Raw genomic sequence first — 18,236 nt, 5'->3', positions numbered from 1 at the left:
AAGACCGTCCGCTCATCGCTCCGCGAACGCACCGCGCGCGCAGTCGAACCAGGGCGTGCACAGTTCCCGCTGCGCGCTGGCGTCGGTCGTCTGCCAGACCTCGACCCCAGCGCCGCGCTCCGGCGCGAAGAACCGGTCCTGCTCGAACGGCGCCACGCCCAGGCACCAGCGCAGGCGCTGCGGTGCCGACGATGGGATCGAAAAGCGGAAGCCGTCCTCGAGCACCGCGCCGGCCTCGAGCTTCAGCGCCAGTGGCGTATGCGGGCTGGCGGGGCCGGTCGGCCCAGCCGGCGCCGGGCGCGCGACATGGCGCAGTACCACGGCACCATCGCCGGTGTCCTCGAAGCTTGGCGCAGCGACCGCGCCCTTGGTCTGTCGTCCGCTCAGGACCGCATGCCGATCGCCGCGATCGAAAACGACCATCGCAGTCTCGCCGGCGTTGCGCAGCCGGTAACGCAGCTCGACCGTATCGGCCGAGGGCATGGACAGCTGCACCTCCAGACGCAGATTTCCGCTTTCGACGCTGGTGGAATCGGAGATCGTCGGGCGCATGGGTTTGCTCGGCTGCGTGGGCATGGACGCATTCTCGGCGGCCGCGGGCAGGCCGGTCATCATGGCAGCGGCCAGCAGCAGGCACGGCAGCCATGCCGCGCGGGTGCGCCTGGCGAGAGCCCTGCCGTTGTCAGCCCGGCCTACGAAAAACGGGCAGCCTGCGCTGGACGCAGGCTGCCCTCTCCATCCCTGGAGCGCGTGATCACGGCTCCCTGCCACGATCACAACCTGTAGCTGGGACGATCCGGCAGGCCCAGCTCCTCGCGCAGGCCGTTCTCGGTTAGGTGATCCGGATTGGCCGTGGTGGAAGGCGTGGCGGGATTGCCGTCGAAGTCGAAGGCGGGGGCCGTGGTCTCCAGCCCCACTGCCTGCCGCTCGGAGTTGGAAATGCCGCGGTCGGCCGCGTCGGGCCCGCTGTAGTTGCCCGGCTGCAACGTGCCGTTGGCGAAGTTGTAGGCGTGCGACATCTCGTGGTACAGCACCACCACCGGTGCGGGGAACGCGTCCATGTGGAAGGACGGGTTGTAGCGGATGTCGGTCTGCACGCCCGGGCCGGCGACGCCGTTGGTGATCTGCACGTCAGGCCAGGTGGCGCCATCGTTGGCCGGCATCGCGTAACCGTTGTGTTCGTTCGAGAGTTCCTTGATCGTGACCGTGTTGCCCTTGCCGGCCGCGGTGGCATCGAACTCGGCCAGCATGCGCTGGCCGTTGGGCGAGCCGCGCAGGAACTCGATCTCGGCCTGCACCCGCTGCACGAAGGCATCCGAACCCTCGACGCGCAGGCTGCTGCCCGCCTGCGGATCGATCTCGACATTGATCACCGTCGGCCGCGTGCCGGTGGCGGCATTGATCAGGTCGCCGGACTCGGCGTAGACGGTGGTGCGATCGCCGGCACCTTCGATGGTGTCGCGGCCGGCGCCCGCATGGATGCTGCTGGCGCCGCTGGCGGCATGGAGGGTGTCGTCGCCCAGGCCACCGGAGACCATGTCGCCGGTGCCGCGGCTGCGGATGGTGTCGTTGCCTGCGCCGCCCTCGAGGAAGTTGCGGCCGGCGCCGCCGTCGATGGTGTCGTTGCCGTCGCCGCCGTGGATCACGTCGACACCGCGGCCGCCCTGGATGACGTCGTCGCCGCTGCCGCCGAACACGTCGTTGCGGCCACCTCCGGTCAGGGTAACGCTGTCGTTGCCCACGCCGGCGTCGATGCGGTTATCGCCGCTGCCGGCGATGTCGACCTTGTCGTCGCCCTCGCCGGTGTCGGCGACGATGTTGACGGTGACGTTGGACGCCACTTCGATCACGTCATCGCCTGCACCGGTGCGGATCGTCAGCTCCTGTCCTTCCGCCATGGTCACGGCATAGGACTGCCCGTTGACGCTGACGTCGAGGGTGCCGTCGTCGCGCTGGCTCACCCCGATGCTGTCGTTGGCGCTGCCGGTGGAGAGCACCAGCTGGTCGGCGCTGACATAGGTCTGGCCGGCGCCGGCATCGCCGATGGTGCGCTCGCGGGCGATCTGGATGTCGCCGTCGCGGTGCAGCGGCTCGATCCGGACCTGCTTGCCGTCCGGCGTCTGTCCCAGGGTGAGCTCGGCCGGGTTGCTGCGGGTGCCGTCGATCTCCGTCGCCCCGAAGCTCGGCAGGAACGACAGCCATGAGGTGTCTTCGACGGTGCCGGGATCGATCGGGTCGAACTCCAGGTCCGTCGGCGAGGCCAGGCGGTTGCTGTCCACGGAGGGGTCTTCCCAGTAACCGTCGGTACGCGGCAGGGCGGCGTCGGCAACGCGGGAGGTATCGGTGATGGACATGGCGGGGACTCGCAGGACCGGATGACGGGGTCATATGTACGCCTGCGTATGGCCATCGCCCAGCTGGGGCGTACCCTGCCTCGGGAAAACCCTGTATCCGCGCTGCTGCCCTGCCGGCGGCGTTTACTGCATCGCAGCATGTGCTCGCGTAGAATGCCGCTCCCACCATGCGGGCCGTGCGCCCGCGCCGCAGGAGTTGCGCCCCATGGGTCTCGGCCACGTCTCCACCGGGAAGAATCCCCCGGACGAAATCAACGTCATCATCGAGATTCCCAAGGACGCCGAGCCGGTCAAGTACGAAGTCGACAAGGAGAGCGGCGCGATCTTCGTCGATCGCGTGTTGTCCACGCCGATGCGCTACCCCTGCAATTACGGCTATGTCCCCAACACGCTCTGCGGCGACGGCGACCCGGCCGACGTGCTGGTGGTGCTGCCGCTACCGCTGGTGCCTGGCTCGGTGATCCGCTGCCGCCCGGTGGGGGTGCTGAAGATGACCGACGAGGCCGGCAGTGACGAGAAGCTGCTGGCGGTGCCGATCAGCAAGGTGTTCCAGGGCTATGCCCACGTCGAGAACATCGACCAGGTGAGCACCCACTGGCTCGAACGCATCGGCCACTTCTTCGAGCACTACAAGGATCTCGAGAAGGGCAAGTGGGTCAAGCTCGAAGGCTGGGGCGGCGCCGAGGAAGCGAAGAAGATCCTCGTGTACGCGATCGAACGCCACAACGCGGACGTCGCGGCGAGGGCCTGATGCATCGGGCGCGCCGCGCGCTCAGGGCCGCGCCGGCGGCCGCCCGAGGATCGTCAGCCCGATCAGCCGCGACACCACCAGCGCGATATACATCACGCCGGCAAACGCCTCCAGCATGACCAGCGCGCGCGCCGCCGGCCGGATCGGGAGGATGTCGGTCAGCCCGACGCCCGAGAGCGTGCTGAAGCTCAGGAAAAGCAGCTCCGTCCAGCTGCGCGGCAGATGCGGATCCACCGCGGCCAGGAAGCTGCCGGGGAACCAGTACTGGCAGGCCGCATAGGCAAACGCGAATCCCCAGGCCAGCAGGGTGAACGTCGCGCCGGCCGCATACAGCTCGTCGCTGGTGACCTTGTGGTCGCGCAGCATGTATGCAATCAGAGCCGCGGCCGTATAGAAGTACAGCGCCGCCTCCAGCAGATAGGCGTACACCAGCACGCCGGGCTGGCCCGAGAGCACCGACCACACCGACAGCAGGACGGACGCCGCCGCCAGGCACAAGGCGATCCGGTTGCTGGCCGCGCTGCGGTTGACCACCCACAGCGCCAGCACCAGCACCAGTATCCCGAACGCACCGAAGACCGCGCGACCCGCTGGGGTGCCCTCCATGGCCGGGTACAGCAGCACACCGGCCAGCTGCACCAGCAGCAGCCAGGCCGAGGGATGGCGCTTGGCTGCCACCAGCAGCCGCAATGAACGGAATGAGGGCATGGGCCGGGATTATCCGTGCGGCGACCGGCGCGCCGCCATGTGCGCACCGGTCATCCGCAAACCCTTCGTCAGGGCTACTGCGTCCAGCGCCCCGGGCCGGTCGACTCTGGCAGCACCTGCGCCGCCAGGGGGCGGTCCTGGTCGAGCAACCTGACCGCATCGGACAGGATCGCGGCCGATTCATTCAGCAGCGGATCCGGGCGCTTCTCGGCGGCCTTCTCGCGGGCCGCGTCCTCGGCCACATTGCGTTCGCCCGCCTGCAGGCCGTCATCGTTGCTGCTCTCGGCCAGCGGATCAAGCGCCAGACCCAGGGTCTTGCGCTCTTCCTGGCGACGCTTGCGCTTGGCCTCGTCGCGGTCGCGCTCGGCGCGGCGCTCGGCCTCGTTGAGGGAGACGTACTTCTTCTCGCGCTCGGCGCGGAACTCGGCCACGTCCTCCGACCACCAGCGGAACTCGTGGTCGCTGGCCACGCGCTGGTCATGCAGGGTCTGCAGCTTGGGCAGCAGCGGCGCGAAATCGCCGTAGCGCTGATGCGGCACCGCCGCGATCTGGCGCCACTCCAATGCGTTGTCGTAGGTGCTCTCGCCAAACTCGCTGGCGTCGACCGTCACCGGGAAGGCCAGGTCGGGCACGACGCCGCGGTTCTGCGTGCTGCTGCCGCCGGGCAGGAAGAACTGCGCGATGGTCAGCTTGACGTGGCCATAGCGGTCGCCCTCGGACGCTGGCCAACGGTCGAGCGGGACGATGTTCTGCACCGTGCCCTTGCCGAACGAGGTCTCGCCGATGACCAGGCCGCGGCCATAATCCTGGATCGCGCCGGCGAAGATCTCCGACGCCGAAGCCGAGCCGCGGTTGATCAGCACGGCCAGCGGACCGTCCCAGGACACGCCCGCGGTCCGGTCGCTCTCCACGCTGATGCGGCCGCCGGATTCGCGCACCTGCACCACCGGGCCCTTGTCGATGAACAGGCCGGTGAGTTCGATCGACTCGTTGAGCGAGCCGCCGCCGTTGTTGCGCAGGTCCAGCACCACGCCATCGATGCCGTCTGCGCGGAACTCGCCGAGCAGCCTGGCCACGTCGCGCGTGGCCGAGGTGTATTCGCCATCGCGGCTGCGGCGGCCTTCGAAATCCTGGTAGAAGGCCGGCAGCTTGATCACGCCGATGCGCTGCTCGGCACCGCCCTCGACGCCCGGGATGGTGATGATCTCGGATTTGGCCGCCTGTTCCTCGAGCTTGATGCGCGCGCGGTTGAGCACGATGCGCACCGGCGTGCTGTCCAGCGTCGCCTCGCCGGGGATCACGTCCAGGCGCACCTTGGTTTCCTTGGGGCCCTTGATCTTCTCGACCACGTCATCGAGGCGCCAGCCGACTACATCTTCCATCGGCCCGCTGGCGCCCTGTCCCACGCCGACGATGCGGTCGCCGGGCTTGAACTTGCCGCTCAGCGCCGCCGGCCCGCCGGCGATCAGCTCGCGGATCACGACCACGTCGTCCTGCTTCTGCAGCTGCGCACCGATGCCTTCGAGCGACAGCGACATGCTCTGCGTGAACAGTTTTGCCGTGCGCGGGCTCAGGTAGTCGGTGTGCGGATCGACCGTCGAGGTGTAGGCATTGAGGAAGGTCTGGAACGCATCCTCCTGCTTGAGCGCGGCGACATTGTTGGCGAGGTTGAGGTAACGCCGGTCGAGCGTCTTGCGGATCTCGTCGGCATTCTTGCCGGCGAGCTTGAGGCGCAGCCAGTCGTTGCGGACCGACTGCTTCCACAGCACGTCGAGCGCGGCGGCGTCGCTGGCCCAGGGCGCATCCTCGCGGTCGTACTCCCAGCGATCCTCGCCGGTGAAGTCGAAGATGTCCTCTTCGAGCAGGCTGCGCGCGGAGGCGACACGGTCGGCCACGCGCTGCTTGTAGATGGCGAACATCGTGTAGGCGGGTTCGAGGTTGCCGCTGCGCACGTTTTCGCCCATCGAGGCCCGGTAAGCCTGGAAGCCCGCGATGTCCTGGGCGGTGAAGAACAGCTTCGAACCGTCCAGCGCCTCCAGGTAGTGGTCGAAGATCTCGACCGACATGGTCGCGTCGAGCGGACGCGGCCGGTAGGCATAACGGCTGTCCGAAAGCAGGCCGTAGACAAGCTTGGAGGTGGTCACCTGCTCGGCGGTGGGCGCACCCGGCAGCGCATCGCCCTCGCTGCGCGCCATCAGCCCAAGCGGCACGGCGAGCACCAGGGCGATCAGGGTCACGGCGGTGAGGCGATTCAATTTCATCGAGAACGATCCTGGGAATGCGGTCCGTGGGCGCTGCGCCAACGATGCCGCCATGCTCTGACCCCGCGCAAGTGCACAAAGTTGCGCAGCGCGGTCCACTCTATCGGGCTGGGCTGCAGGCTACGTGAATGCGAAGGCCGCGGCCCGAGCCGCGCCGCCTGTCCACCAATCCCGCCAACCCGCAGGGTTTTGCACGCGGTGCGCCGCCTCAGGCGGGCACGCCGGCCTCCATCGCCTGGCGGTCGGCGTGGTACGACGAGCGCACCAGCGGTCCCGACGCGACGTGGCTGAAGCCCAGCGACATGCCGTACTCCTCCAGCGCCTTGAACTCGTCGGGCGTCCAGTAGCGCAGCACCGGGTGATGGTGCGCGGAGGGCTGCAGGTACTGGCCGATGGTGACCATTTCCACGTCGTGCGCGCGCAGGTCGCGCAGGGTGCCCTGCACCTGCTCCATGGTCTCGCCGAGGCCGAGCATGATGCCGGACTTGGTCGGCACGCCGGGATGCTGCGCCTTGAACTTCTGCAGCAGGGTCAACGACCACTGGTAGTCGGCACCGGGACGCACGTTGCGGTACAGCTCCGGCACGGTTTCGACGTTGTGGTTGAACACGTCCGGGGGCGCCGTGGCCAGGATCTCCAGCGCGCGCTCCATGCGGCCGCGGCCGCGGAAATCGGGGGTGAGGATCTCGATGCGGATCGCCGGCGACTGCGCGCGCACCTCGCGGATGCAGTCGACGAAATGCTGGGCGCCACCATCGCGCAGGTCGTCGCGGTCCACCGACGTGATGACCACGTACTTCAGCCCCATGTCGACGATGGTGTTGGCCAGGTTGAGCGGCTCGGATGCGTCCGGCGGCTTCGGCCGGCCGTGGGCGACGTCGCAGAAGCTGCAGCGCCGCGTGCACACCTCGCCGAGGATCATGAACGTGGCGGTGCCATGTCCGAAGCACTCATGGATATTGGGGCAGCTGGCTTCCTCGCACACGGTGACCAGGCGGTTTGCGCGCAGCTTCGACTTGAGCGCTGCAACCGCGCCGTTGGACGGGATGCGGACCCGGATCCACGAAGGCTTGCGCAGCACCGGCACATCGGCGAACTGCACCGGCGATCGCGCGATCTTGTCGCCGGCCACCTGCTTCGCGCCCTCTTCCAGCGACGCCGGCGGAGCGGACTGCATCACCTGCAGCGGGATGGAACGCGGGCTGGACTCGGACATGTCGGCTCAGGCGGCCTGCGCCGCGGCGATGGGAAGGGGATTGGCCAGGTCGGGCGCGGGCGCCGGACGCAGCGCCAGCCCGAACTGCCGGGCCAGTTCGTCCAGCAGGACGGGCTTGACCGCATCCATGCCCGACGGACCGCCCAAGTCTAGCATCGAGGTCACCCGCAGCCCCGCGTAGCCGCAGGGATTGATCCGGCCAAACGGCTCCAGGTCCATGGCGATGTTGAAAGCCAGGCCGTGGAAGCTGCGGCCGCGGCGCACGCGGATACCGAGCGCGGCGACCTTGGCATCGGCCACGTAGACGCCCGGCGCGCCATCGCGGCGCGTGGCGATGATGTTCCACTCCAGCAGCGTGTCGATGATCGCCTGCTCGATGCGGCATACGTAGTCGCGCACGCCCAGCTTCAGCCGCCGCAGGTCGAGCAGCGGATACACCACCAGCTGGCCCGGCCCGTGGTAGGTCACCTGCCCGCCACGATCGACCTGCAGCACGGGGATGTCGCCCGGCACCAGCACGTGCTCGGGCTTGCCGGCCTGGCCCAGGGTGAACACCGGATCGTGCTCGACCACCCACAGCTCGTCGAGCGAGCCTTCGTCGCGCGCATCGGTGAAACGCTGCATTGCGCGCCAGACCGGTTCGTAGGGCTGGCGACCAAGGTCGCGGACCAGGCAGGTCGACGGTGCTACAGCGTCCACTTCACTTCCGGGTGGTTGCGCAGCGCACTGTGCGCGACCTCGTACTGCTCGCGATCCAGGGCGCGGAAGTTCAGCTTGACCGACACATAGCGACCACCGCTGGATTCACGCCAGGAAATGGTTTCGTCCAGCACCTCGAGGCCGGCGGCGGTGAGCAGGCGCGGAATCTCGCTCTCCAGTCCAATGCTGGCCGCTCCCATTGCGGTGATCTCGAAAACACCGGGGAACTGGAAGCCGTGGTCAGGGTTGTCGGATTTGATCTCCATCATCTGATTATGGGGCCAGCCAGCGCGATCCCAAACCGCCCAACGTGGAATGCAAAAGGCCGCCTCGCGGCGGCCTTTTGCGTGCGCTCTGCCTTGACGGCGACTCAACGCGAGAGCTGCAGCAGGCTCGAGGACACCCAGCCCTTGTTGCCCAGCTCGTCCTCGACCTCCCACATCACGCCCTGCTTGGCGCCGGTGGGATACAGCATCATGCCCACATCGAGGTCGCGGACCACGCCCTTGCCGTCGGCGCCGGTGAACAGGCGCGCGGGCTTGGTGACGGACACCGCCTGCTGGGCGTTGGCCGCCGAGGCGTTGTCCGGCAAGCCGCCGAGCTGGGCGACCAGGTCGGTATAGGCCTGCAGGTAGGCCAGGGTGATGACCTGGCCGAGCTCGGTGTTGGCATAGCCGCCGACGCCCGCGGCGCCGAGGCCGCTGCCGCCGAACAGGCCGCCGCCGGCGCCCCAGCCGATGTCGGTCTTCTTGGCGTGGCCTTCGGCCATCGCCAGCTGCTCGGAGGAACGCACGTCGGTGACGGTCAGCACCACGTCGGCGGTCTTGCTCTTGAAGTTCAGCCCACCGACGAGCGCGCCCGCGCGGCCGCCGATCAGCCCGCCGAGCAGGCCGCCCACGGCGTTGCCGCCGGCGTTGCTGTTGGCACCGATCAGGTCGGGCACCATCACGTAGTCGGCCGCCTTGATCTGGCCCTTGCCGATGTTGGAGCGGTTACGCAGCTCGCCGTCGGCGCCGAGATCGCGCTCACGCATTGCCGCACCCAGGCCCGCACCGCGGTCGACCAGGGTGAAGCAGCGCGACTTGTTGACGAACACCTTGATCAGCCGCGATGGCGCGGGCAGCTGCTGGCCGCTCCACCAGTGCACGCCGTCCTCGGGCTCGATCACCGAGATCGCGCCCAGCGGCTGCGCGCACACCGGGATCTGTGCCACCTGCTCCTGCCGCCGCTCCTGCACGCTCTGGCGCTGGGCCAGCGCGGGCGTAGCCACGGCGAGCATGGCAACCGTCGAAAGCGCGACCGCAAGGACGCGCCTGCCGTTGAATCCGGACATCTGTATTCCCCTTCTCCCTGAGTTGTCTGTGCGGGTGCAGACGCACCCACCCCCCGGTGTGCTCCGGCACACCCAGCGCCGCGCACGCGCGGATCTTAACAGACACGCACTGCAGCCCCGGGACCGGACAGCCACGGGACATCAGCGCGATCAGGCCGCTTTCGCGGCGGGAATCAGACCGAGTTCCACCACATCAGGAACTCGTGCCACAGGCGCTTGAAGAAGCCGGCCTCTTCCACTGCTTCCAGCGCCACCAGCGGCCGCTCCGCCACGACCTTGCCGTCCAGGGTCACCCGCACCTTGCCGATGGCCTGGCCCTTGGCGATCGGCGCCTCCAGCGTCTCGGGCACGTCCATCGACGGCTTGAGCTGGTCGTACTTGCCGCGCGGCAGGCTGACCAGCAGCGGTGCCGCCACGCCAAGCTGCACTTCGTTGACCGCGCCCTTCCACACCTTCTGCGTGGACACCGGCTTGGACGCGTCGTACAGGCGATGGGTTTCGTGGAAGCGGAAGCCCCAGTTGAGCAGGGCCAGCGAGTCGGTGGCGCGCTGCGCCTCGCCGCTGGAGCCCATCACCACCGAGATCAGGCGCTGGTCGCCGCGCTTGGCCGAGGCCAGCAGGCAGTAGCCCGCGCCGGAGTGGTGGCCGGTCTTGATGCCGTCCACGCTCTGGTCGCGCCACAGCAGCAGGTTGCGGTTGCGCTGGGTGATCGGGCCGACGGTGAATTCCTTGATCGCGTTGTAACCGTACTCCTCGGGGAAATCGCGCACCATCGCGCGGCCGAGCAGGGCAAGATCGCGCGGGGTCGAGTAATGCTCGGGTTCGGACAGTCCGTGCGAGTTGACGAAGTTGGAGTTGGCCATGCCGATGCGCTTGGCATAGGCGTTCATCAGCGCGGCAAAGGACTCCTCGCTGCCGGCGACGTGCTCGGCCAGGGCGATGGCGGCGTCGTTGCCCGACTGCACCACCATGCCTTTTTCCATTTCCAGCAGCGGCGCGCTCTGGTTGACCGGGAAGCCGCTGTAGCTGCCGTCGGTGCCGGCGCCGCCCTTGCGCCAGGCGTTCTCGCTCATCATCACCTGGTCGTCGGCCTTGACCTTGCCGGCCTTCATCTCGGCCGCGATCACGTAGCTGGTGAGCACCTTGGTGATGCTGGCGGGCTCGACCCGCTCGTCGACGTTTTCGCCGGCCAGGACCTGGCCGCTGGCGTAGTCCATCAGCAGCCACGCGTTGCCGGTGACGGACGGCGGCGGCGGGGTGGGCAGCGCGTCGCTCAGGGCGGCGGCGGCGGGCGCGGCCGGGGTCGGCTGCGGCACATCCTGGGCGGTTGCCAGGCCGACGACGAGAAGGGCGGCCAGCGCGGCCACGGCGATGCGGTGGGTGAGGACAGCGGGTTTCATCGGCTACGCGACTCCGGTGGGCCGGACATCCCTGGCCGGGCGGAACATGGAAAATGTCGCGGGCGCGGCCGCGCGACGAAAGTCGGACAGTCTACTCGCGAACGATCTGCGGTATGCCCAGACCCAGACCGGAGACACGCGAGGAAAGTTCGGCCAGTGCGGTTGCGGCCACCGGCCCCACCCGCAGCCGCCACAGGCGGCGCTGGGAGACGGTCACGTCCTGCAGGTGTGCGCCACCGATGCCGGCACCGTGCAGTGCAGCCAGCGCGCGTTCGGCGTTGTCGCGCACCGAGAACACGCCGACCTGCAGGGTCACGTCACCGGGGCTGCCGGCAACCGGCGGCTGCGACGGCGCCGCGTGGGCGGCAGCCACTGGGGTGGACGTGGCGGGCACTGCAGGCGGCGGCGCAGCGCGCGGCGCGGCCGACTGCGCGGTGGCAGCCATCGTCGCCTTGCCCGGCGCGGCATCGATGCGGGCCTGGCGTTCGCGCATCCAGGTATCGAATTCGTCGGCGCTGCGCACGCGGCCGTCGTCGGCCACCAGGCGAAAGCGGTCTTCTGCGCGCCCGTAAGCGGGATGGTCGGCCAGGCGCGCTACCGCCGTCGCGGGGGCCGGGGCCGTCCGCGCCGGAGCTGGCGTGGCGACGGCCACGACGGTAGCCGCGGGCGCCTGCGGCAGGTCGCCAACCAGCCGGTCGAGGCCGGTCGCGCCAGCGGTCGCAACGACACGCGCAGGCGCAGGCGCTGATGCGGCTGCCACCAGCGTGCGGGGCTCCGTGCCTGCCTCGCCAGGCCGCAGCGCACGCACTTCCACCCGACCGGTGCCGCGACGGTGGATATCGAGCTTCACCGCCGCCGCGTAGCTCAGGTCGACGACGCGGCCTTCGTGGAAGGGGCCGCGATCGTTGACCCGCACCACCACGCTGCGGCCATTGTCCAGATTGGTCACCCGGGCGAAGCTCGGCAGCGGCAGCGACTTGTGCGCGGCAGTGAACGCGTACATGTCGTAGACCTCCTGGTTGGAGGTGCGGCGCCCGTGGAACTTGTTGCCGTAATACGAGGCCACGCCCGATTCGACGAAACCGTCGGTGGAATCGAGCACGCGATAGGACTTGCCCAGCACGCTGTAGGGCGAGCGGTTGCCGTAGTTCGAGCGCGACTCGGCAATGACCGCAGGCTCCGGGATGCAGTCCACGTTGGGCAGGTAGTCGGGCGTGGTGTCGCTCACGCCGGGCCGGTACAGGCCACCAGCCACGTAGTTGCCGCGCGTGCCGGGATCTTCCTGCGCGGCCGGATAGGGCTTGAAACCGGTGCAGTCGGGCGGCGGACCACTGTCGGCGACCCGCGGCGGCAGCACTGCGCCCGCGGCGCTGGAGGGCTTGTTCTGCGTGCCCGCGCAACCGGCCAGCAGCGCGATCGCCAGCAGCGGCAGCAGCCGCCTCACGGGCCGCGCCCGACCCCGGCGCGAATCGCCTGCGCCAACTGGTGCACGGACAGCGAATACATCGGCGAGCGGTTGTAGCGCGTGATCACGTAGAAGTTGCGGTAGGCCAGCCAGTACTCAGGGCCGGCGTCGCCCTGCAGCGTGAGCAGGGTGGCGCCCTCGGCGACCGGCTCACCCGGCTGTGGCCGGTAGCCGCGCGCGGCCAGTGTGGCCAGCGGATACACCGGATCCCAGTTCTCCGGGACGAAGTCCTCCGCGCCTGCGCCGCGCGAGGCGCGCGCCACCACCGGCGCGCCGCGCTCCCAGCCGTGCACCACGAAATAGTTGGCGATCGAGGCGAACACGTCCGGCAGGTGGGTCAGCAGGTCACGGCGGCCATCGCCATCGCCATCCTTCGCCCACAGCCGATAGCTCGACGGCATGAACTGCCCCAGCCCCATCGCGCCGGCATAGCTGCCCTTGAGCGCAAGCAGGTCCAGCTGCGGCTCCTGCTTGTTCAGCGCAAACAGCTGCGCCAGCTCGCCTGCGAAGAACGGCGCGCGCTTGGGATAGTCGAACGCCAGCGTGTACAGCGCATCGAGCACGCGGAAGTTGCCGGTGACCCGGCCGTAGCTGGTTTCCACGCCGATGATCGCGACGATGACCTCGGCCGGCACGCCGGTCTCGGCGGCCACGCGCTCCAGCGCATCGCGATGCTGGCGATAGAACGCGACGCCGCCGTTGATGCGAGCATCGTTGAGGAAGATCGGGCGGTACTCGTGCCACTGCTTCACCGCCTCGGCGGGGCGGTTCATCGCATCGACGATGCTCTGGCGCACCTGCGCTTGCGCGAGCACCTCGCGGATATGCGCGCGGTCCACGCCGTAGGTGGTGGCCGTGTACTCGACGAAGGCATCGATGCGTTGCGCGCGCGGGATGGCGGGATCGGTGACCGACGCCGGCGCCACCGGACGTTCGGGCGGCTGCGGCACCTTCGGCAGCAGGCCCTCGCCGGGTGCGGACGCCGCTGGCGTTTGCGCCACGGGCGCAGGCGGGGCGGCCTCGTTCGCGGCCGACGGCGCCGCTGTCGCGCAGGCGCACAGGGCGGCAGGCAACAGGCAGATGGCAAGACGGAATAAGCGCGCTCGGATCATCGGCGCGAGGTTAGCACGCAGTGCTGTGCGCAAAGATTTGCAGAGCATGAACAGCGGTTGCAATCGGCGCGCGAACGCTGCCCTCGATGCAGGTGCTTCGACAGGGACGAAGTATGCGAGGCAACACCTTCAGTGCCGCCAGTTCAGCGCTTGCCCTGCCCGTGCGCGCCCACCGCCATCACCACGCCCATGCCGGCCAGCAGCGACACCGCGGCAGTGCCGCCGAAGCTCAGCAGCGGCATCGGTACGCCGACCACCGGCAGCAGGCCGGAGATCATGCCGCCGTTGACCACGACGTACACCGAGAGCGCCAGGCCGAAACTGCCGGCCACGATCCGCGCGAACGGATCGCGCGCGCCGGCCGCGATCCACAGGCAGCGGCCGATGACCACCGCGTACAGGGCCAGCACCGTGGCCACGCCGAGCCAGCCGAATTCCTCGGCCAGCACCGCGAAAATGAAGTCGGTGGTGTGCTCGGGCACGTAGTTCAGGTGCGACTGCGTGCCGTCGCCCCAGCCCTGCCCCGCCATGCCGCCGGAGCCGATCGCGATCTTGGACTGGATGATGTTCCAGCCGGCACCCAGCGGGTCGTTCTGCGGATCGCGGAAGGTGAGGATGCGGTCCTGCTGGTAAGGCCGCAGGAACGAGAACCAGCCGATCGGCGCAAACAGCGCCAGCCCCGCGGTGGTCGCCGCGCCGATGCCGGCGGCGACGAACCACCATGGCGACAGGCCGGCCAGGTACAGCGCGAACACCCCGCTCGCGGCCACCAGCATCGCGGTGCCGAAGTCCGGCTGCAGCATGATCAGGCCGGTCGGCACGGCGATGATCGCCACGGTGGACAGCAGCACGCCCAGCCGCGGCGGCGGCGCGCCCCGGGCCAGCAGCCAGGCCGCCATCATCGGCAGGCTCAGCTTCATCAGTTCGGCCGGCTGGAAATAGAACACGCCCAGGTCGATCCAGTGCGCGCCGCTGCGGCCGGTGCCGATGAACAGCACCACCAGCAGCGGCAGCAACGAGACCGCGTAGAACACCGGAGTGGCACGGCGCAGCGGCCCGGGCGGCACCCGCGACAGCAGCCACATCACGCCCAGCCCGACCACGTAGCGCGCGCCCTGCGACCGCACCAGCGCCGGGTCCTGCCCGCCGGCGCTGTGCAGCACCGCCAGGCCGATGCCCATCAGCGCCAGCAGCGCGCCCAGCAGCGGCCAGTCCAGCGTGCGCACGAAGCGCGCAACCAGGTCCAGCAGCCAGCGCAGGATGGTGTTCATGCCGTTGGCCGGGAATGGGAAGCGGGGAATCTGGAATGGGACGGCCACGGTCGCTGCGCGGCATCCACCCGGTCACGTCTGGCCGCTGCACCCACCCTGTCGTCGGCGGATGCCGCAGGCGCGGTGGTCCGCGCTTCCGGCTGTGGCGCGGCCGCAGCCGTCGTCACGTTGCCGAAATCCGGGGGCGCCGGGCTGCCGGCTGCCGGCGCCGCCTCCGCGTTTTCCGTTTCCGACGGCTCGGGCATCACCCCCAGCAGCCACGCGTCGAAAACCTTGCGCGCGATCGGCGCGGCGGCGCTGCCGCCGTAGCCGCCGCCCTCGACCGCAATCGCGATCGCGATGGTCGGCGCCTCGGCCGGGGCGAAGCCGATGAACAGGGCGCGGTGGCGCAGGTGCAGGGGCAGGTCGCGTGGATGGACCGCGCCGGTGCCGCGGCGGCTGATCACCTGCGCGGTGCCGGTCTTGCCCGCCATCAGGTAACCCGCGCCGCTGGCCACGCGCCAGCCGGTGCCGCCAGGCTGCATGGTGTCCATCATGCCCAGCCGCACGACCTGCAGGTTCTCGGCGCTGGGACTGATCGGCACCGGCGCCGGCTGCGGCACGTCGTCCCAGTCGGCCTCGAATCCCGAGCGCGTCTGCGCCACCAGGTGCGGGCGGTGCAGCATGCCGCCGGCCAGGCCGGCGGTCGCGCGCGCCAGCTGCAGCGGCGTCACCTTCCAGTCGCCCTGGCCGATGCTGGCATTGACGGTGTCGCCGGGGTACCAGCGCTCGCCGCGCGCGATCCGCTTGGACTCGGGCGAGGGCAGGATGCCGTCGATCTCGCCGATCAGGTCGATGCCGGTGGGCTCGCCGAAGCCGTACTGGCGCATGTACCGGGCGAAGCGCTCGATCCCGAGGTCCAGCGCCAGCCGGTAGTAGTACGTGTTCACCGACCGCGAGATCGAACTGCGCAGGTCGGTCCAGCCGTGGCCGCCGCGGCTGGCGTCGCCCCAGCCGCGGCTGGTGCCGGGCAGGTAGAACATGCCGGTCGACAGCACCCGGTCCTCCGGCTTGCGCACGCCGCTGTCCAGCCCGGCCAGCGCCAGCAGCGGCTTGAGGGTGGAGCCCGGAGCCACGCCGCCCAGCACCAGCCGGTTGAACAACGGCCGCGACGGCGCGTCCATCAGTTGCCGGTAATCGGCGCTGGAAATACCGTTGACGAACAGGTTGGGGTCGAACGCCGGCAGGCTGACCATCGCCAGCACCTCGCCGCTGCGCGGATCGATCGCGACCGCCGCGCCCTCCTGCTCGCCGAATGCGGTCACCATCGCCTGCTGCAGGTCCAGGTCGATCCCCAGGCGCAGGTCGGCCCCGGCCTGCGCCTGCACCATGCCGATGCGGCGCAGCGCACGGCCCTCGACGTTGGTCTCGACCTGCTCGTAGCCGATGCGGCCGCGCAGTTGCTCGTCGTAGGCGCGCTCCAGCCCGGTGCGCCCGGTGTGCGGGAACAGGATCTGGTCGCGGCCGTAGCGCTCCACGTCGTTCTCGTCGGTGCGGCCGACGTAGCCGATCACGTGCGCGAACAGGTCGCCGTGCAGGTAGCGCCGGTTGAGGTAGGGCACCACCTCGACGCCGGGGAAACGCCAGCGGTCGACCGCGAAGCGCGCCACCTCTTCGTCGCTCACGCGCGCCTTGAGCGTGATCGCACGGAAGCTGCGGGTGCCCTTGCGCGCCGCCTCGAAGCGCGCGATTTCCTCCGGCGACAACCGCACCACCTGCGACAGCTGCGCGAGCATGCGCGCGATGTCGCCGGCATCCTCGGGCGTGACATCGATGCGGTAGGCCGGGATGTTGTCGGCCAGCAGCCGGCCCTGGCGGTCGTAGATCAGCCCGCGCGCCGGCACCACCGGCCGCGGCTTGATCCGATTGGCCTCGGACAGGCGCGCGTACTCGTCGTGCTCGAGGACCTGCAGCCGGAAGTACCAGCCCGCCAACCCAAGCAGCCCCAGCAGCACCAGGCCGAAACCGACCAGCGCGCGCAGCCGGAACTGCGCGGCCTCGGCCGATGCGTTGCGGATGCGCGGTCGCCTCTCGCGCATCAGCGCGGCCTCCGCACCTGCCGCAGGGCATCGAAGCCCAGGAACAGCGGCACCCACAGCACCATGCCGACCAGCGGCGCGACCCAGTGGATCCAGGGCAGCTGCGGCAATCCCAGCACCAGGTGCAGCGCGGCCGCCACCACGCGGTCATTGAGCAGCAGGCCACCGATTGCCAGCGCCTGCTGCGGCAGCGGGAAGAAGCGCAGCTGGGTGCGGAAGCGCTGCAGGAGGAAGGCCATGATCACCAGCCGCAGCGCCTGCTCGCCCAGCAGCGCGCCAAACGTCAGGTCAGCCAGCAGGCCGGCGACGAACGCCAGGCCCAGGCCGGCACGCTCGGGCTCCTCGATCACCCAGTAGGCGACCACCAGCGCCAGCCAGTACGGCCGCAGCCCCTGCACCGGCGCCGGCAGCGGCAGCAGCCCGAGCAGCAGGGCGACCAGCACGCTCACCGGCAGCAGCCACAGGCGTCCGCGGCGGTTCATGGGCGACGCTCCGGCACGTCGCCAGACGGGGGTGGCTGGAGGGCAGGCCGGGCCGTCACCGCGCCCGCGTCGGTCTGCGCGGGCGTGTCCGCGGAGCTTGCACCACCTTCTGCCGGTGCGGCGGGCGCGTCGCCTTCAGGCTCGACCAATGCCGCCGGAAGCGGCGCCCGCGGGCGCTCGCGCAGCAGCAGCACGTCGCGGCCGCGGTCGGGCTGGGCCGAAGGCGCCAGCTCGCCCACCAGGAAGGCGTGGCTGTCGTCCGGCCGCAGGTCGATCAGCGTGCCGACCGGGAAGCCTGGCGGGAAGCGCCCGCCCAGGCCCGAGGTCACCACCACATCGCCGACCTTCACGTCGCTGGACACCGGGATGTTGCGCACCTCCAGGTGATCGCTGCGACCGATGCCGTAGGCCACCAGGCGCAGGCCGCTGCGCGAGATCGACACCGGCACGGCGTGGTCGAGGTCGGTCAGCAGCAGCACCGTCGCGGTCCCCGGCGTGACCGCGATGATCTGGCCAAGCAGGCCGCCGGCGTCGATCACGCTCTGGCCCTGGCGCACGCCGTCGTCGCTTCCGGCATTGAGCAGCAGGCGCTGGCGCGAGGGATCCAGGTCGACATCCAGGATCGGCGCCAGCTGCACGTCCAGACCGTGGCGGGTCGCCGCGCCGAGCAGGCCGCGCAGCCGCGCGTTCTCGTCCGCCTCGACCTGCAGCCGCGCCTGGCGCGCGCCATACACCAGCAGCTCGTTGCGCAGGCGGCGGTTGTCCTCGGCCAGCAGCGAGCGGGTCACCGCATCCTCGCGCACGGTCTGGCCCAGCCGCGAGGGCAGGCCGGCCAGTTGCCACAGTGGCTGCACCGCGATGCCGGCGGTGGCCCGCGCGCGGTCCAGCCAGCCACCGCGATGGTCCAGCACGATCAGCACCACCGACAGCGCCAGGAACGCCAGCAGCCGCAGCGTACCGGCGACGTCGCCGGGTCGTTGGGCAGCCGGGCTGGCGAAGGTGGACATGTCAGGGTCCGGGGATCGGGAATCGGGTTGTCGGGGTTGCGCACGTGGCCACGGCCGGGCCCCGGGTGTCGGGTGTCATGGGGTTTCCAGCCTGGCCGG

16 protein-coding genes are annotated in these 18,236 nt (G+C 69.9%); 1 reads left to right on the top strand and 15 read right to left on the bottom strand.

Going from position 1 to position 18,236, the window contains the following annotated elements; translation table 11 throughout:
- Positions 1–12: 12 nt before the first annotated feature.
- Together ACW5EG_RS02775 and ACW5EG_RS02770 are read right to left on the bottom strand one after the other, a co-directional pair.
- Positions 13–576, bottom strand: a complete 564-nt coding sequence (locus ACW5EG_RS02775; RefSeq protein WP_457017247.1) for a hypothetical protein — start codon at positions 574–576, stop codon at positions 13–15.
- Positions 577–773: 197 nt separating this feature from the next.
- Positions 774–2,354, bottom strand: a complete 1,581-nt coding sequence (locus tag ACW5EG_RS02770; RefSeq protein WP_457017246.1) for a M91 family zinc metallopeptidase — start codon at positions 2,352–2,354, stop codon at positions 774–776.
- A 205-nt stretch (positions 2,355–2,559) separates the two neighbouring features.
- Between ACW5EG_RS02770 and ppa the strand changes: the two genes are divergently transcribed.
- Positions 2,560–3,105: an inorganic diphosphatase gene (gene ppa, locus ACW5EG_RS02765; protein WP_457017245.1), complete on the top strand. Its 546-nt coding sequence runs from the start codon at positions 2,560–2,562 to the stop codon at positions 3,103–3,105.
- Between the two features lie 21 nt (positions 3,106–3,126).
- Here the strand turns inward: ppa and ACW5EG_RS02760 are convergent, their stop codons facing one another.
- From ACW5EG_RS02760 to mreC, 13 genes are all read right to left on the bottom strand, one after another.
- On the bottom strand, positions 3,127–3,813 hold the full coding sequence (locus tag ACW5EG_RS02760; protein WP_457017244.1) for an ion channel: 687 nt from the start codon (positions 3,811–3,813) through the stop codon (positions 3,127–3,129).
- Positions 3,814–3,887: 74 nt separating this feature from the next.
- Positions 3,888–6,074 carry a carboxy terminal-processing peptidase gene (locus ACW5EG_RS02755; protein ID WP_457020788.1) on the bottom strand — a complete coding sequence of 729 codons (2,187 nt, stop codon included), beginning with the start codon at positions 6,072–6,074 and terminating at the stop codon, positions 3,888–3,890.
- Between the two features lie 208 nt (positions 6,075–6,282).
- On the bottom strand, positions 6,283–7,290 hold the full coding sequence (lipA, locus tag ACW5EG_RS02750) for a lipoyl synthase (RefSeq protein WP_457020787.1): 1,008 nt from the start codon (positions 7,288–7,290) through the stop codon (positions 6,283–6,285).
- Between the two features lie 6 nt (positions 7,291–7,296).
- Positions 7,297–7,989, bottom strand: a complete 693-nt coding sequence (lipB, locus tag ACW5EG_RS02745) for a lipoyl(octanoyl) transferase LipB (RefSeq protein ID WP_457017239.1) — start codon at positions 7,987–7,989, stop codon at positions 7,297–7,299.
- Positions 7,977–8,255 (bottom strand): DUF493 family protein, encoded by a 279-nt coding sequence (locus ACW5EG_RS02740; RefSeq protein ID WP_457017238.1) that lies wholly within the window; start codon positions 8,253–8,255, stop codon positions 7,977–7,979. Before ACW5EG_RS02740 ends, lipB begins: the two co-directional genes overlap by 13 nt.
- Before the next feature lie 104 nt (positions 8,256–8,359).
- On the bottom strand, positions 8,360–9,322 hold the full coding sequence (locus ACW5EG_RS02735; protein WP_457017236.1) for a CsgG/HfaB family protein: 963 nt from the start codon (positions 9,320–9,322) through the stop codon (positions 8,360–8,362).
- A gap of 173 nt (positions 9,323–9,495) precedes the next feature.
- On the bottom strand, positions 9,496–10,722 hold the full coding sequence (locus ACW5EG_RS02730) for a D-alanyl-D-alanine carboxypeptidase family protein (protein WP_457017234.1): 1,227 nt from the start codon (positions 10,720–10,722) through the stop codon (positions 9,496–9,498).
- 91 nt (positions 10,723–10,813) lie between these two features.
- On the bottom strand, positions 10,814–12,166 hold the full coding sequence (locus tag ACW5EG_RS02725) for a septal ring lytic transglycosylase RlpA family protein (protein WP_457017233.1): 1,353 nt from the start codon (positions 12,164–12,166) through the stop codon (positions 10,814–10,816).
- Positions 12,163–13,299, bottom strand: a complete 1,137-nt coding sequence (gene mltB / locus ACW5EG_RS02720) for a lytic murein transglycosylase B (RefSeq protein WP_457017231.1) — start codon at positions 13,297–13,299, stop codon at positions 12,163–12,165. Before mltB ends, ACW5EG_RS02725 begins: the two co-directional genes overlap by 4 nt.
- Positions 13,300–13,442: 143 nt before the next feature.
- Positions 13,443–14,570 carry a rod shape-determining protein RodA gene (rodA, locus tag ACW5EG_RS02715; protein ID WP_457020785.1) on the bottom strand — a complete coding sequence of 376 codons (1,128 nt, stop codon included), beginning with the start codon at positions 14,568–14,570 and terminating at the stop codon, positions 13,443–13,445.
- A complete protein-coding gene (gene mrdA, locus ACW5EG_RS02710) occupies positions 14,567–16,648 on the bottom strand; it encodes a penicillin-binding protein 2 (protein ID WP_457020784.1) in 2,082 nt (693 codons plus the stop codon). Before mrdA ends, rodA begins: the two co-directional genes overlap by 4 nt.
- A complete protein-coding gene (mreD, locus tag ACW5EG_RS02705) occupies positions 16,648–17,130 on the bottom strand; it encodes a rod shape-determining protein MreD (protein ID WP_457017226.1) in 483 nt (160 codons plus the stop codon). Before mreD ends, mrdA begins: the two co-directional genes overlap by 1 nt.
- Entirely contained in the window at positions 17,127–18,137 is a 1,011-nt protein-coding gene (gene mreC, locus ACW5EG_RS02700; RefSeq protein ID WP_457017224.1) for a rod shape-determining protein MreC, read from the bottom strand. Before mreC ends, mreD begins: the two co-directional genes overlap by 4 nt.
- Positions 18,138–18,236 lie beyond the last annotated feature (99 nt).

The sequence above is a fragment of the Luteimonas sp. A611 genome, assembly GCF_054072715.1.
The sequence above is the reverse complement of the archived record's forward strand: the minus strand, read 5'-3'. Positions and strand labels throughout refer to the sequence as shown.

Bases quoted from the DNA above. Each gene is read 5' to 3' on its own strand.
- ACW5EG_RS02775 (WP_457017247.1), bottom strand. From the start codon at position 576: ATGCCCACGCAGCCGAGCAAACCCATGCGCCCGACGATCTCCGATTCC.
- ACW5EG_RS02770 (WP_457017246.1), bottom strand. From the start codon at position 2,354: ATGTCCATCACCGATACCTCCCGCGTTGCCGACGCCGCCCTGCCGCGT.
- ppa (WP_457017245.1), top strand. From the start codon at position 2,560: ATGGGTCTCGGCCACGTCTCCACCGGGAAGAATCCCCCGGACGAAATC.
- ACW5EG_RS02760 (WP_457017244.1), bottom strand. From the start codon at position 3,813: ATGCCCTCATTCCGTTCATTGCGGCTGCTGGTGGCAGCCAAGCGCCAT.
- ACW5EG_RS02755 (WP_457020788.1), bottom strand. From the start codon at position 6,074: ATGAAATTGAATCGCCTCACCGCCGTGACCCTGATCGCCCTGGTGCTC.
- lipA (WP_457020787.1), bottom strand. From the start codon at position 7,290: ATGTCCGAGTCCAGCCCGCGTTCCATCCCGCTGCAGGTGATGCAGTCC.
- ACW5EG_RS02740 (WP_457017238.1), bottom strand. From the start codon at position 8,255: ATGGAGATCAAATCCGACAACCCTGACCACGGCTTCCAGTTCCCCGGT.
- ACW5EG_RS02735 (WP_457017236.1), bottom strand. From the start codon at position 9,322: ATGTCCGGATTCAACGGCAGGCGCGTCCTTGCGGTCGCGCTTTCGACG.
- ACW5EG_RS02730 (WP_457017234.1), bottom strand. From the start codon at position 10,722: ATGAAACCCGCTGTCCTCACCCACCGCATCGCCGTGGCCGCGCTGGCC.
- mltB (WP_457017231.1), bottom strand. From the start codon at position 13,299: ATGATCCGAGCGCGCTTATTCCGTCTTGCCATCTGCCTGTTGCCTGCC.
- rodA (WP_457020785.1), bottom strand. From the start codon at position 14,570: ATGAACACCATCCTGCGCTGGCTGCTGGACCTGGTTGCGCGCTTCGTG.
- mrdA (WP_457020784.1), bottom strand. From the start codon at position 16,648: ATGCGCGAGAGGCGACCGCGCATCCGCAACGCATCGGCCGAGGCCGCG.
- mreD (WP_457017226.1), bottom strand. From the start codon at position 17,130: ATGAACCGCCGCGGACGCCTGTGGCTGCTGCCGGTGAGCGTGCTGGTC.
- mreC (WP_457017224.1), bottom strand. From the start codon at position 18,137: ATGTCCACCTTCGCCAGCCCGGCTGCCCAACGACCCGGCGACGTCGCC.